The sequence below is a fragment of the Aeromonas sp. A04 genome (assembly GCF_047780465.1).
GTDB lineage: Bacteria > Pseudomonadota > Gammaproteobacteria > Enterobacterales > Aeromonadaceae > Aeromonas > Aeromonas bestiarum.
Window position 1 is genome coordinate 170,522 of record NZ_JBLNHP010000001.1, and the last position, 13,233, is coordinate 183,754.

Annotated in this window: 10 protein-coding genes; 7 read left to right on the top strand and 3 right to left on the bottom strand. The window is 60.4% G+C overall.

Going from position 1 to position 13,233, the window contains the following annotated elements; translation table 11 throughout:
* Positions 1-136: 136 nt before the first annotated feature.
* On the top strand, positions 137-2,170 hold the full coding sequence (metG, locus tag ACM3N8_RS00750) for a methionine--tRNA ligase (RefSeq protein WP_290018250.1): 2,034 nt from the start codon (positions 137-139) through the stop codon (positions 2,168-2,170).
* Between the two features lie 195 nt (positions 2,171-2,365).
* Positions 2,366-3,001 (top strand): glutathione S-transferase family protein, encoded by a 636-nt coding sequence (locus ACM3N8_RS00755; protein ID WP_290018251.1) that lies wholly within the window; start codon positions 2,366-2,368, stop codon positions 2,999-3,001.
* 69 nt (positions 3,002-3,070) lie between these two features.
* Here ACM3N8_RS00755 and ACM3N8_RS00760 read toward each other — a convergent pair whose 3' ends face one another.
* A complete protein-coding gene (locus ACM3N8_RS00760; RefSeq protein ID WP_043134832.1) occupies positions 3,071-3,343 on the bottom strand; it encodes an acylphosphatase in 273 nt (90 codons plus the stop codon).
* An 85-nt stretch (positions 3,344-3,428) separates the two neighbouring features.
* On the opposite strand from ACM3N8_RS00760, the gene ACM3N8_RS00765 reads away from it, so the two are divergent.
* Positions 3,429-4,859 carry a methyl-accepting chemotaxis protein gene (locus ACM3N8_RS00765; RefSeq protein WP_290018252.1) on the top strand — a complete coding sequence of 477 codons (1,431 nt, stop codon included), beginning with the start codon at positions 3,429-3,431 and terminating at the stop codon, positions 4,857-4,859.
* Between the two features lie 150 nt (positions 4,860-5,009).
* Here the strand turns inward: ACM3N8_RS00765 and ACM3N8_RS00770 are convergent, their stop codons facing one another.
* Entirely contained in the window at positions 5,010-6,524 is a 1,515-nt protein-coding gene (locus ACM3N8_RS00770; RefSeq protein ID WP_290018254.1) for a flagellin, read from the bottom strand.
* A 348-nt stretch (positions 6,525-6,872) separates the two neighbouring features.
* Here ACM3N8_RS00770 and ACM3N8_RS00775 point away from each other — a divergent pair, with 348 nt between their 5' ends.
* Entirely contained in the window at positions 6,873-8,063 is a 1,191-nt protein-coding gene (locus ACM3N8_RS00775) for a class I SAM-dependent methyltransferase (RefSeq protein ID WP_043134834.1), read from the top strand.
* Positions 8,064-8,524: 461 nt separating this feature from the next.
* Here the strand turns inward: ACM3N8_RS00775 and ACM3N8_RS00780 are convergent, their stop codons facing one another.
* Positions 8,525-9,169: a glutathione S-transferase family protein gene (locus tag ACM3N8_RS00780; protein WP_098984075.1), complete on the bottom strand. Its 645-nt coding sequence runs from the start codon at positions 9,167-9,169 to the stop codon at positions 8,525-8,527.
* 265 nt (positions 9,170-9,434) lie between these two features.
* On the opposite strand from ACM3N8_RS00780, the gene ACM3N8_RS00785 reads away from it, so the two are divergent.
* The 3 genes from ACM3N8_RS00785 to mnmH all read left to right on the top strand — a co-directional run bounded on the left by ACM3N8_RS00785 (position 9,435) and on the right by mnmH (position 13,203).
* On the top strand, positions 9,435-10,619 hold the full coding sequence (locus ACM3N8_RS00785; RefSeq protein ID WP_290018255.1) for an acyltransferase family protein: 1,185 nt from the start codon (positions 9,435-9,437) through the stop codon (positions 10,617-10,619).
* A 402-nt stretch (positions 10,620-11,021) separates the two neighbouring features.
* Positions 11,022-12,059 carry a selenide, water dikinase SelD gene (gene selD / locus ACM3N8_RS00790; protein WP_378080105.1) on the top strand — a complete coding sequence of 346 codons (1,038 nt, stop codon included), beginning with the start codon at positions 11,022-11,024 and terminating at the stop codon, positions 12,057-12,059.
* 28 nt (positions 12,060-12,087) lie between these two features.
* Entirely contained in the window at positions 12,088-13,203 is a 1,116-nt protein-coding gene (mnmH, locus tag ACM3N8_RS00795; protein ID WP_043555681.1) for a tRNA 2-selenouridine(34) synthase MnmH, read from the top strand.
* Positions 13,204-13,233 lie beyond the last annotated feature (30 nt).

Genomic DNA, 13,233 nt, shown 5'->3' on the forward strand with positions numbered 1-13,233 from the left:
AAATCAGTGGCTTGCCTGCTTGCCAACCAGCGCGAGCACCAGGGCGGACAGCGCCACAACCCTAGGCAGGCTACCCCCAATTCGGGTAACATGCACGGCACTGTATCATCCCAACAAGCACATCAAGAACGACTATATGGCAACTGATCCTCGTACAATGCTGGTAACCTGCGCCCTCCCCTATGCCAATGGCTCCATCCATCTTGGCCACATGCTGGAACACATCCAGGCCGATATCTGGGTTCGTTATCAGCGAATGCGTGGCCATCAGGTGCACTTCATCTGTGCCGATGATGCCCACGGCACCCCCATCATGCTCAAGGCACAACAGCTGGGGATCACCCCGGAAGAGATGATCGCCGCCGTCTCCAAAGAGCACCAGACCGACTTCGCCGGCTTCAACATCAGCTTTGACAACTATCACTCCACCCACAGCGATGAGAACCGCGAGCTGGCGGAGCTGATCTACGGTCGTCTGAAAGCCGGTGACTTCATCAAGGGTCGCACCATCACTCAGCTGTTCGATCCGGAAAAATCCATGTTCCTGCCGGACCGCTTCGTCAAGGGCACCTGCCCCAAGTGCAAGTCTCCGGAGCAATACGGTGACAACTGCGACAGCTGCGGCGCCACCTACAGCCCGACCGAGCTTATCGATCCGAAATCCGCCGTCTCGGGCGCCACGCCTGTGATGAAGGATTCAGAGCACTTCTTCTTCGACCTGCCGCAGTTTGAAACCTGGCTGGCCGGCTGGGTGCGCGGTTCCGGCGCCATTCAAGAAGAGATGGCCAACAAGATGCAGGAGTGGTTCGAGAGCGGCCTGCAGCAGTGGGACATCACCCGCGACGCCCCCTATTTTGGTTTCGAGATCCCGGGCGCACCGGGCAAGTACTTCTACGTCTGGCTCGATGCTCCCATCGGCTACATGGCGTCGTTCAAGAACCTGTGCAACAAGCGCGGCGACATCGATTTCGACAGCTACTGGAAGAAAGACTCCACCGCCGAGCTCTATCACTTCATCGGCAAGGACATCGCCTACTTCCACTGCCTGTTCTGGCCATCCATGCTGGAAGGCGCGGGTTTCCGCAAGCCGACCAAGGTCAACGTGCACGGCTATGTGACCGTCAACGGCGCCAAGATGTCCAAGTCCAAGGGCACCTTCATCAAGGCCTCCACCTACCTGAATCACCTGGATCCTGAGTGCCTGCGCTACTACTACGCCGCCAAGCTCAACAGCCGCATCGACGATCTGGACCTGAACCTGGATGACTTCGTGGCCCGCGTCAACGCCGACGTGGTCAACAAGCTGGTCAACCTCGCCTCCCGCAACGCCGGCTTTATCGCCAAGCGGTTCGACGGCAAGCTGGCCGCGACCTGCGCCGAGCCCGAGCTCTATGCCGAATTCGCCAATGCCAGCGCCTCCATCAGCGAGGCCTATGAAGCGCGCGAATTCAGCCGCGCCATCCGCGAGATCATGGCGCTGGCCGACAAGGCCAACCGCTATGTAGATGAGAAGGCGCCCTGGGTGCTGGCCAAGCAGGAAGGCGCAGACGCCGAGCTGCAAGCGGTCTGCTCCGTGGGCATCAACCTGTTCCGGGTACTGATGGCCTACCTCAAGCCGGTCATGCCGCTGCTGGCCGAGCGCGCCGAGGCCTTCCTGGGCGAGACCCTCACCTGGGATGGCGTCGCCCTGCCATTGACCCACCATCAGCTGGCCCCGTTCAAGGCCCTCTTCTCCCGCATCGAACCTGCGAAGATTGAAGCCATGATCGAGGCCTCCAAGGAAGATCTGGCCAAGGAGCAGGCACCGAAAGTGACAGGCCCGCTGGCAGACGACCCCATCAGTGAAACCATCTCCTATGAGGATTTCGCCAAGCTGGATCTGCGGGTGGCGCTGATCAAGAAGGCCGAAGCCGTGCCGGAAGCGGACAAGCTGCTCAAGCTGCAACTGGATCTGGGCGGTGAAACCCGTCAGGTATTCGCCGGCATCAAGTCCGCCTACAACCCGGAAGATCTGGAAGGCAAGCTGACCGTGATGGTGGCCAACCTGGCGCCGCGCAAGATGCGCTTTGGCATGTCTGAAGGCATGGTGCTGGCCGCAGGCCCGGGCGGCAAGGATCTCTGGATCCTGGAGCCGCAGGAAGGCGCCCAGCCAGGCATGCGCGTCAAATAAGCGCGCTGGCTGCAACCCCCATGAAAAGAGAGGCCATCCGGCCTCTCTTTTTTTATCCCCTTTTCCCACGGCATGGCAGCTGCACCCCATCGTCAGCACTCCCATATGGGCTTGTTGCCACCGCGCAATTTGCCTAGACTGCCTGTTCACCTAGGGTCGCACATGGACCCACCCTCCATCAGGCAAGGAGCAAGCATGATCACCTTATACGGAACCCCAGTCAGTCGAGCCCTGCGCATATCCTGGTTACTGGAAGAGTTGGGCGTGGCGTGGCAGTTTCAGTTTCTCGACTTCGCCAAGGGCGAGAATCACAGCGACTGGTTTCTGGCGCTGAACCCGAGCGGCAAGATGCCGGTGCTCAAAGATGGGGACTTCGTGCTGACCGAATCCGCCGCCATCATGCAGTACCTGGCCGAAGTCTATGGCCCGGATTGGCTGCCAGCCAGAGGGACGCAAGCCTCGGCGCTGCACGCCAGGTGGATCAGCTTCATCACCTGCGAGCTGGAGCAACCCCTGTGGACCATAGGCAAGCACAAGTTTGCCCTGCCGGAGCCCCAGCGCCTGCCAGCCATCTTCCCCACCGCCAAGTGGGAGTTCGACAAGGCGGCGGCCATCGCCGAGTCCTGGGTGCCCGAGCAGGGCTACCTGTTGGGGGAGCAGATCACCATAGCGGACCTGCTGCTGGCCCATACCCTGATGTGGGCCACCCGCTTCGAGCAGACCATTCCCCCCAAGCTGGCCGCCTATCGGGATCGTCTGGCCAAACGCCCCGCCCTGCAAGCCGTGCTGGCCAAGACCCAGGCCATCGCCGACGCCGCCCAGGCCGGCTGACGCCAACATGCACAAACGGGAGCCCCGATGGCTCCCGTTTTTATGCGTGGATGGGCGGTTTCACCCCGCTCAATTGGTATGAAAGCCACTCCCTTTGGGCGGCAGCGCCTCTTCATACTCCATCCGGGTCACCTCGGCGGTGCGCGGCCCGTGTTCCAGCCAGCCCAGCATCATCTGCACCCCGTGCTCGGGCCCGCAGATCAGGATCTCCACCGACCCGTCCTCCAGGTTGTAGGCGTGGCCACGCAGTCCCAGTTGCAGCGCCCGCTCCCGGGTGAAGTAGCGAAATCCCACCCCTTGCACCTGACCCCAGACGCGCACGACAAACGATTGCTCTCCCATTTCTCACACCTTCCCCTTAAGAAATTTTCCCCCAAGGCGATAATGAGCGCGACACTCTCTTCCCCTTGCAGGACGCAATACCATTATGAAAGAAGTAAAGTTTCGGTGGGTTGACCGTTATCTCATTCACCTCACGATCAGCGAAAAATTTCTCATCACCTTCTGGTGCCCTCTGTTGTTCATCGCCTTGCTCACCGGGTACCTGCTGGCCGACGCTCATGATCAGCAGATGCAGGTTCGGCTGGATCAACTCAAGCAAAGGGTCGAGACCAGCGCCCAGCTGGTGAGCCAGCACGCCAGCCTCACCCTGCCCGCCGATCTCATCCTCAGCCCGACCGGCAGTGCCGGCCTGAGCCAGCAGGGCGACCACTACCGTTTCAGCGCCAGCGCAGGCCAGGCCGGCTTCGTGACCGGCAGCCTGGATGCGGGGCGTTACTCCATGTGGGACGGCCAGGGCACCACCCTCACCATCATCGCCGTGCTGGCGGCCTTGCTGGCCCTCATCACCCACTACCTGATGACCTTTGTCTCCGGCGCCCTCTACTCCACCAACAAGGCGTTGCAGACCGTGGCGGGCGGGGATCTCACCTTCCGCCTCAATTTCTTCCCGGTGCGGGACGAGTTCTCCATCCTGGCGGGCAGCATAGACAGATTCACCGACCGCCAGCACAAGATAGTACAGCTAGTGGAAGAATCCGCCGAGGCGCTCACCATAGCCGCCGACGAATTTCGCGATCACGCCAGCGAAGGGGAAACCATGGCCCGCTCCCAGCGCCAGCATATGGACTCCCTGGCCGCCGCTATGGAGCAGATGTCGGCCGCTATTCGCGAAGTGGCCCGCAACGCCAACGACACCCTGCAGCAGACGCGCCAGTCGAGCGAAGAGGCGGCCAATGGCGCCGCCCGGGTATCGCGCACCATAGCCGCCATCCGCACCCTGGCCGACGAGATAGGCAACGCCTCAGGCGCCGTCGAGCAGCTGACCCACAACGCCAATCGCATCAACGAGGTGGTCAACGTCATCAACGCCATCTCCCAGCAGACCAACCTGCTGGCACTCAATGCCGCCATCGAGGCGGCCCGCGCCGGCGAGCAGGGTCGCGGCTTTGCGGTGGTGGCCGATGAGGTGCGCACCCTCGCCAGCCGCACCCAGCAAGCCACGGTGGAGATCCAGCAGATGATCGAAGAGCTGCAGGCCGGCACAGGTGCCCTCAACGACATCATGGAGAAGACAGTTGGCCGCGCCGCCAGCAGCCAGGCGCTGATCAGCGAAGTGGGGCTCGACATCGACAAGCTCAGCAACCATAGCGATGCCGTGCTGGAGATGAGCACCCAGATAGCCACCTCCAGCGAGGAGCAGAGCTCGGTCGCCGAAGAGATCACCCGCAACCTGGATCAAGTGCGCCACGAAGCGGGCCAGGTAGAAGAATCCGCCAGCGCCTCTGTGGCCGGCACCGCCGGCCTCAAGGCCACCGCCACCGAGCTGGCCCAGGCCTTGAAGGGGCTCAAGATCTGACATACTGTGGAATAACAACAGAGGCCATCCCATGGATGGCCTCTGTTGTTTCAGCATCAAGTCAATACTTCACAATGCCCTGCTATGGACACATGACTCTCGACTGAACTGATTGCAGAGCGGCAGAGTCCATCCATGTCGACTTGATGGTCATGACTGCAGCAGGCTGAGTGCCATATTGGGCCGACTGTTGGCTTGGCTCAATATGGTCGAACTGGCCTGCTGCAAAATCTGGGTACGTACCAGACGAGCCGACTCACTTGCCATATCTGCATCCCGGATCCTTGAGCGGGCGGCACCGAGGTTCTCATTGGCATTGGCCAGATTGCGCACCCGTGAATCCAGCGCATTGGCCTGGGCGCCGAGTCGCGAACGCTGAACACCCAGCTGTTTCATGCCCGCATCCAGCGTCTTGATGGCTCTGCTGGCGTTCTCATCATTCAAAACATCAATATTATCAACGGTATATTTCTTCTTGTCTGCTTGATAAAAACCCAGTGCATTCAAGCTAGATCCTTGCATATCAATATTGGAATACTTGTCACCTGATGAGTGCAGTTCCATCTGGCCAATATAGGTCGTGGGGGTGACATCGGGTAGCAGAGTGCTCAGAGAAGGATTGCTGATAATTGGAGGCGCCGGTGGTGCTGGCTGCGGAGGTGGCGTTGTGCCATTTGCAAGCGCAAGGCTACTGCCCTGAGAGCTATGAATAGTCAGTTCATTACTGGTCGGGTTCCAACCGCTTGAACCACTCACATAAAAGTCCAGTCCCGCCGCATGAGCAGCCACATTGATTCGTTGAACCACCGTTGCCATGACTGCACTATTTTTGGCTGTCGGATTGACCGGATGCCAACCCGTCATATCAATGCCGGTAGTCAGATCCACAGAGTGACCCGCCACATCGATATAGGATGGCAGGGCGGATAAATCGACGGCGGAGGCGACTGAAAATGGCAGTTGTTGCGCTTTTACCGGCCCCTGATTATTGGGAAAGGTAGTGCCATTGATATCTGCCACGAATGCTTCCAGGGTGGAATAATCCTTGTCAAAGGTCACGCCGTTGAGAGTGACAGGCTGAGATGAAAGCTTGAGATCAGCAATGTCATACGCCCCCGGCTTGCTACCTGCCAGACTGCGCGCCTGCCACTCCATTTCGCCCAGGTTTTTGGTCTGGGCATTGATATCGGTAATGACGGTATTCTGTCCTGCATAAGCACCGACCGAGAAGATGCCTTTATAGCTCCCGGCCAGCAGATCCTGTCCGGCAAACCGGGTGCCTGTGGCAATCCGATCCATCTCCAACTGCAGTTGCTTGAATTCAGCATTCAAGGCCACGCGATCCTCTGCCGTGTTGGCACCACTTCCTGACTGCAGTGCCAGGGTGCGCATCCGCTGCATCAGGTTCACCGACTCATCGAGCGCACCATCGGCCACGTTGATCACCGAGATCCCATCATTGGCATTGCGAATAGCCGTATTGGTCCCGTTCACTTCACTGGTGAGGCGATTGCTGATCTGCAAGCCGGCCGCATCATCGGCAGCGCTGTTGATGCGCAATCCGGATGAGATCCGTCGGTACACAGAGTCCAGTGTGCTCGATGATTGACCAAGATGGCGAGAAGCGCTAAGGGCGGAAACATTGGTGGCAATGGAGAGGGACATGGACAGCTCGATAAGTGGAAAGATTCAAAATGGTCTTCCCCTCTATCGACATTACCAAATGACTCTTTAAAGAAAATCACACAAAGAAAAGATAAAAACACTAAATTGGTTATATTTTGTGCACTTAAAAACATGTATTGAACACAAAACAAGCACAACCAACCAAAGCCAACAAAATAAGTCGTGTGAAACGCCAACATTGAGATTCTTCAAACCTTGCAGAACCGATGCCCGGCCGTTATCCAAGAGCAACGTGAGTACGTCCGTCATATACCAGCAAAGACTGGCTTAGCCGCCCCATTGCACATAGAATGTGGCCCCTTTTCTTTTTACCATCGGCAAACACCCATGAGCGTTTTCATCTATCTCGTCAAAGGCCGCGAAAAATCCCTGCTGCGCCGTCACCCCTGGATCTTCTCCAAAGGGATTGAGCGGGTTGAAGGCAACCCCGTTGACGGCGATACCGTCGAGATTTACGCCAACGATGGCAAATGGCTCGCCCGTGGTGCCTGGTCAGGCAGCTCCCAGATCCGTGCCCGGGTCTGGACCTTCGATAAAGAGGAGACAGTCGATCTCGACTTCTTCCTGCGCCGCCTCAAATATGCCCAGGAGTCCCGGGATCCGCTGATCAAGCGTCAGGGCCTCACCGGCTATCGCCTGTGCGCCGCCGAATCCGACGGCCTGCCGGGTCTGACCATAGACCGTTATGCCGATTTCCTGGTGTGCCAGATCCTCTCCGCCGGTGCCGAGTTCCAGCGCGAGCTCATCACTCAGGCGCTGCGTACCCTCTACCCCGAATGCAGCATCTATGAGCGCTCCGACGTGGCGGTACGCAAGAAGGAAGGGCTGAAAGAGCGTACCGGCGTCATCCATGGCGAGACTCCGACCGAGCCTGTGGTGATCGAAGAGAACGGCGTCAAGATCCTGGTGGACATCCGCAACGGCCACAAGACCGGCTTCTATCTGGATCAGCGCGACAACCGCCAGGCTGTCTCCAAGTACACCTCGGCTAAGCGGGTGCTCAACTGCTTCAGCTACACAGGTGGCTTTGGCATCTATGCCCTCAAGGGCGGCGCCAAGGAAGTGGTCAACGTGGATCTCTCCCAGACTGCGCTGGACATCGCCCGCCAGAACGCCGAGCTGAACGGGCTGGATATCTCCAACACCCAGTTCATCCGTCACGACGTGTTCAAGCTGCTGCGCGAATACCGCGAGAAGGGCGAGAAATTCGACGTCATAGTGCTGGATCCGCCCAAGTTTGCCGAGAGCAAGGCCCAGCTGCTGGGCGCCTGCCGTGGCTACAAGGACATCAACATGCTGGCGTTCCAGTTGCTGGCGCCGGGTGGCGTGCTGCTGACCTACTCCTGCTCCGGCCTGATGGAGCAGAGCCTGTTCCAGAAGATAGTGGCCGATGCGGCGCTCGACGCCGGTCGCGATGCCCAGATCCTGGAGCTCTTGTCCCAGGCTTCCGATCACCCGATCGGCACCGCCTATCCGGAAGGTTTCTACCTCAAGGGTCTGGTGGTGCGCGCCCGCTAAGAGCCGCCGACCAGAGTTGGCCGCCCCTTGACCCCGGTTCCAGACCCGGGCTTGGTGCGGCAAGCCAGCCATCAAAAGGCCCGCTATCGCTAGCGGGCCTTTTTTGCATTGCACTCCAAAGAGATAACGCCGCTCACTCCCTCTCCTCGGCTTGCCGCTGCCATCCCTCTAGCGTGCGTTTCCAGCCCTTTAACCAAGCCCTGTGCTCACAGCATCCACCCAGGGAATGGCACTCAGTCCACCTACGGGAACCTGACCGATCTTTTATTTATGCGAAAATATGAAAATAAAATCATCAAGATTGGAAAATCCTCGGGGAAATATCGGTATAAATCGCATCGAAAATCACTCTGCTGCATAAATCAGTTTTCCCCCTCTCCTGCTCCCGGCCATTCCCCCATTTCGGCTGCACATCATCTCTGGGTCGGCAGCAGGCCTGTCGTTGGGCTCAAGCACCCGGCTCAGTCACGGGCCGGCGCCCCCAGCGGGAAATAATGCCGAAATGGCCGCGCCTCATCCACCACGCGCACCACAGAGGGCCGACTCAGCAGGCGGGCACGGTAGGCCCGCAGTCTGACGTGGGAGTGCGGTATCTCATGGGCCCAGTCGGCATAGAAGAGCGAGGGGGCGGCGGCGCAATCGGCCAGGCTGAAGCCATCGCCGGTGATCCAGTGACGCCCTTCGAGTCGCTGATCGAGCCAGGAGTAGATCTGGTCGAGCAGCTCACGGGCCTCCATCACGCCATAGCCGTCGCGCTCGGCCTGCGGGCGCAGCGCATCCAGCACCACTTTTTGCATCGGCGTCATGACGTAGTTGTCGAAGACGCGATCCAGCATGTGAACCTCCAGACCCGCATCACCAGCCGGGATCAGGCTGATGGGGCCCGGATGGTGCGCCTGCAGATGCGCGACTATGGTGCTGCTCTCGAGGATGCAGCGCCCGTCATCCAGCAGCACGGGGAAGCGCTTGAGCGGCCAGAGCGCGGCAAGCTCGGCGTTGGCCGCCGGATCTTCGAGATCCTGATAGTCAAACGGAGTGGCATTCTCGTAGAGGGCGATCAGCACCTTCTGGCTGTAGGATGAGAAGGGATGGGCATAGAGTTTCATCGGGCGTGCTCCTTGCGATCAGATGGACGACATCCCTAGTCTAGATCCCCACGCCAGCCCCTGATCTTGCCCCCATACAGCTGGCTGTTTTTGCGTAAAAAACGCATATTTATGACGAAAATCACACCCGTATGACTCTCTTTTAGATAGGGTGATCCCGCCTGTGACCAGCATGAGTCCAGGCTGCTGGGGCATCAGGCTCGATGCCCCAGCACAACAACAAAATCGATGTCAGGCCAAGCTGAACATCGCAAGGGATCCCGATATGAATCAATCATTGCCGCTGTTGACGCCGCTGCGGGGCATAGCTGCCCTGATGGTGGTGCTGTTCCATGCCCGATTGCTGCTCTTTCCCCAGTGGATGGAGTCGATCGCCGGCCACACCCAACTCATCGAGAACGGCTACCTCTGGGTCGATCTCTTCTTTATTTTGAGCGGCCTGGTGCTGGCCCACGTCTACGGTGAGGCCTTCAGCCACACGCCCCGCACCCTGGGCTATGGCCGCTTCCTCTGGCTGCGGCTGACCCGCGTCTACCCTCTCTACTTTGTGACCCTGGTGCTGCTGGTGGGCTGGGAACTCTACAAGGCCCGCCATGGGGTGGGCTTCTATGCCGGCCCCCTGTTCAAGATGTGGGAGTGGGAGGGAATGCCTCCCTTCGGCTCCCCCTTCACCCCGGCCGAGGCCCTGCCAAGCGCCTTCCTGCTGCTGCAGGTGGTGACCGATCACGGATTGACCTGGAACTTCGCCGCCTGGTCCCTGAGCGTGGAGTGGATAAGCTACCTGCTGTTCCCGCTGCTTATTCCGCTCGCCGTGACCCGCAGTCGCTGGAGCCATCTCGCGCCCCTGCTGGCGCTGACGGTGCTGGCCTTTATCGTGCACAGCCGGGGCACCCTGGATGTCACCAGCGGCGCGCTGGCGGTGGGACGCGGGGTGAGTGAATTCGTGCTCGGCCTCTGGCTGCTGCCCAGGGTCAAGGCCGCGCGACACTTGCCCATGATGCAACGGGATCTGCCTCTCTTGGTCGCCTTTGTGCTGCCCTTCGCGCTGATGCAGTTCACCATGACGCCGCAGCTGACCCTGCTGCTGATCAGTTCCTACGTACTGCTGATCTGGATTGCGGCCTGCCAGGGGGATCGCCGGAGCCCGCTGCTGCGCCTGCTGGACAACCGCTTCACCAACTGGCTGGGGGATCTCTCCTACTCCATCTACCTGCTGCACGCGCTGGTGCTGCTCACCGGGTGCGAAATGATCCACTATCTGGCGCCGGGACTCACCGACTGGTGGTATGCCCAGACCCACCCGCTGCTGGGGGTAGCGGCGACCCTGCTGATGCTGGCGGTACTGATCGGCCTCTCGGCCCTTAGCTACAGCCTGCTGGAGCGACCGCTGCAACGGCGCCTGCGTCGCTGGGGCAAGGCTCGCCAGCCGGTGATGGAGCAAGCCGGGTAAGGTCCGCCGCCCAAACATGGCCCCGAAGTGAGACAGGCTCGGCCTTATCGGGGGTAACACAGGGGGATATGCCTCACCGCCAGCGTATGGCTAAGGCTGTCCCCCTCTCTCATTTTTCCCGCCAATCCCCTGCGCTTTGTGTGAATTCCAGTTCGAACCAGAGAGGGCATTTGTGGCATAATGGCCCGTCCTGTGGCCCTTGGCGGGGCTGCTCTGGCGCACCATGTCGCCCCTCCTCCCCCGTCCGGCTTGGCGGCCTTCTCATGGCCGCCTGAAATCGTTGCCCCTGTTGGCACCGAGGCCACCCATTTTTTGCGGTATCTTGTCTGCCTGTCTACAAGGCGACGGATGACCGCCCATTGACCAAGACGGCTCCACAGAGCCTCTGCATAAGGGGTAAGTATGTCTTCCATTCGTCTGACCCAATACAGCCACGGCGCTGGCTGCGGCTGCAAAATTTCTCCCAAGGTGCTCGACACCATTCTCAAGAGCCAGATCCCGGGCTTTGACGACCCGACCCTGGTGGTCGGCAACAGCAGCAAGGATGACGCGGCCGTGGTCGATATCGGCAACGGTCAGGGTATCGTCTCCACCACCGACTTCTTCATGCCCATCGTCGATGATCCCTTCACCTTTGGCCGCATCGCCGCCACCAATGCCATCAGCGACATCTACGCCATGGGCGGCAAGCCCATCGTCGCCATCGCCATCCTCGGCTGGCCCATCAATACGCTCGCTCCCGAGATTGCGCAGCAGGTGATCGACGGCGGCCGTCAGGTGTGCCACGAAGCGGGCATCTCACTCGCTGGCGGCCACAGCATAGACGCGCCCGAGCCCATCTTCGGCCTCGCCGTGACCGGCATAGTGCCGCTCGATGCCATCAAGCAGAATGACACCGCCCAGGTGGGCGACATCCTCTATCTGACCAAGCCCCTTGGCATCGGCATACTCACCACGGCCCAGAAGAAGGGCAAGCTCAAGCCAGAGCACGAGCAACTGGCCCCCAACGCCATGTGCACCCTCAACAAGATTGGCCAGCGCTTTGCCGAACTGCCCGGCGTGCACGCCATGACGGATGTGACCGGCTTTGGTCTGGCGGGTCACCTGCTGGAGATGTGCGAAGGATCAGGGGTGTGCGCCACCCTCGATTTCAAGGCGCTGCCGCTGCTCGACGAGGTGGATTACTACCTGAGCGAGGGCTGCGTACCGGGCGGTACCCTGCGCAATTTCGACTCCTATGGCCACAAGCTCGATGCCATGGACGATCGTACCCGCAACATCATGTGCGACCCGCAGACCAGCGGCGGCCTGCTGGTAGCCGTCGGTAAAGAAAGCGAAGCCGAGCTCCTTGCCATCGCGACGCAAGCGGGGCTGACCCTCTCCCCCGTCGGCAAGCTGAAGGCGCGTACCGGCGATCAGTTTATCGAGGTTGTCCAATGAGTCAGCGGCTGCTTGCGGAGGCCATGCTATGAGCCAACTGCCACTGGCCACGGATCTGGCCCGGATTTTTCTGGACGATGTCCCGCTCATCGACTTGCGTGCGCCCATCGAGTTCAAGGAGGGGGCCTTCCCCTGCTCGACCAATCTGCCCTTGATGACAGACGATGAGCGCGCCCAGGTCGGTACCTGCTTCAAGAAGCAGGGTCAGGCGGCCGCCATCGAACTGGGCCACAAGCTGGTGGGGGGCGCCGTGCGGGCCGAACGCCTCGAAGGCTGGCTGGCGCAGTTGCGCCAGCAGCCCGACGCCCTGCTCTACTGCTTTCGCGGCGGTCTGCGCTCGCAAACCGTACAACTGTGGCTGCATGAGGCCGGGGTCACTCGTCCCCGCGTCGCCGGTGGCTACAAGGAGCTGCGCCGCTTCCTCATCGACACCCAGGACAAGGCCTCTGCCGAGTGCCACTGGACTGTGCTGACCGGCATGACAGGCTCCGGCAAGACCCATATGCTGGGCCATGTGACCCAGGCGCTCGACCTGGAAGGCCATGCCCGCCACAGGGGATCCTCCTTTGGCCAGCTGCCCGGCGGCCAGCCCGGCAACATCAACTTTGAAAACAACATGGCCATCGAGCTGCTCAAGCGCCGCCACAAGGGCGAACAGGCCTTCGTGGTAGAGGACGAGAGCCGGCTCATCGGTCGCTGCTGCCTGCCGAACACCCTGTTCGATGCCATGTGCGAGGCCCCGCTGGTGGTGGTGGATGTGCCGCAGAGCGAGCGGGCCGAACAGATCCGCCAGGACTATGTGCACGATCTCTGGCTGCGTTATCAGGCCATGTTCGGCGCTGAAGCGGGCTGGCCGCTGTTTGCCGCCTACCTCACAGATGCGCTGGCCCGCCTCAAACGCCGCCTCGGGGATCAGGCTCACCGCGAGCTGGATGCGCTGATGCAAACGGCCCTCACCGAGCAGGCCAGCAGTGGCGCGACCGAGCTGCATCTGGCCTGGATCACCCTGCTGCTGACCCGCTACTACGACCCCATGTATCTTTACCAGCTTGGCAACAAGCGTGAGCGCATCGTGTTCCGGGGTGACAAACAGGCCTGTCTCGACTACTTCACCGAGCAGCACGCCAGAGCGCAACAGGGCTGACCCCGTCGCCTTTCCAACAAGAGGACCCCA

Excerpts from the sequence above, each read along its gene's own strand:
- ACM3N8_RS00765 (WP_290018252.1), top strand. The coding sequence starts at position 3,429 with ATGAAAGAAGTAAAGTTTCGGTGGGTTGACCGTTATCTCATTCACCTC.
- ACM3N8_RS00780 (WP_098984075.1), bottom strand. The coding sequence starts at position 9,169 with ATGAAACTCTATGCCCATCCCTTCTCATCCTACAGCCAGAAGGTGCTG.
- ACM3N8_RS00775 (WP_043134834.1), top strand. The coding sequence starts at position 6,873 with ATGAGCGTTTTCATCTATCTCGTCAAAGGCCGCGAAAAATCCCTGCTG.
- mnmH (WP_043555681.1), top strand. The coding sequence starts at position 12,088 with ATGAGCCAACTGCCACTGGCCACGGATCTGGCCCGGATTTTTCTGGAC.
- ACM3N8_RS00770 (WP_290018254.1), bottom strand. The coding sequence starts at position 6,524 with ATGTCCCTCTCCATTGCCACCAATGTTTCCGCCCTTAGCGCTTCTCGC.
- ACM3N8_RS00755 (WP_290018251.1), top strand. The coding sequence starts at position 2,366 with ATGATCACCTTATACGGAACCCCAGTCAGTCGAGCCCTGCGCATATCC.
- ACM3N8_RS00785 (WP_290018255.1), top strand. The coding sequence starts at position 9,435 with ATGAATCAATCATTGCCGCTGTTGACGCCGCTGCGGGGCATAGCTGCC.
- metG (WP_290018250.1), top strand. The coding sequence starts at position 137 with ATGGCAACTGATCCTCGTACAATGCTGGTAACCTGCGCCCTCCCCTAT.
- selD (WP_378080105.1), top strand. The coding sequence starts at position 11,022 with ATGTCTTCCATTCGTCTGACCCAATACAGCCACGGCGCTGGCTGCGGC.
- ACM3N8_RS00760 (WP_043134832.1), bottom strand. The coding sequence starts at position 3,343 with ATGGGAGAGCAATCGTTTGTCGTGCGCGTCTGGGGTCAGGTGCAAGGG.